Genomic DNA, 236 nt, shown 5'->3' with positions numbered 1-236 from the left:
CCATGCGCGTGGCGCTGGTTCCCATCGAGGATATTCGTGAGAATGGCTTCGATATTCGCGTCGCGCGCTTTCAGGCAAGCGAGGATGTTTCCTACGCCATGTTCTCAGGCGGCGGCAACAGCTGGGCGGAAGCGCGGATGAAGGACGGGCAATATGCCCTGCCCGCCGCGGAAACGGGCGAACGCCCCGATCTCACCGGTCTTTCCTGCCGCTGGAACCCCATTCAGGCAACCCAC

Annotated in this window: 1 protein-coding gene; it reads left to right on the top strand. The window is 62.7% G+C overall.

Annotated elements, in window-relative coordinates; all coding sequences use genetic code 11:
- On the top strand, positions 1 to 236 hold a 236-nt coding region (locus tag R0J92_RS26550), incomplete at both ends, for a DUF3095 family protein (protein ID WP_411053884.1).

The organism is Tritonibacter sp. SIMBA_163 (assembly GCF_046535935.1).
In the GTDB taxonomy this organism is placed as follows: Bacteria; Pseudomonadota; Alphaproteobacteria; order Rhodobacterales; family Rhodobacteraceae; genus Epibacterium; species Epibacterium scottomollicae.
The sequence above is the reverse complement of the archived record's forward strand: the minus strand, read 5'-3'. Positions and strand labels throughout refer to the sequence as shown.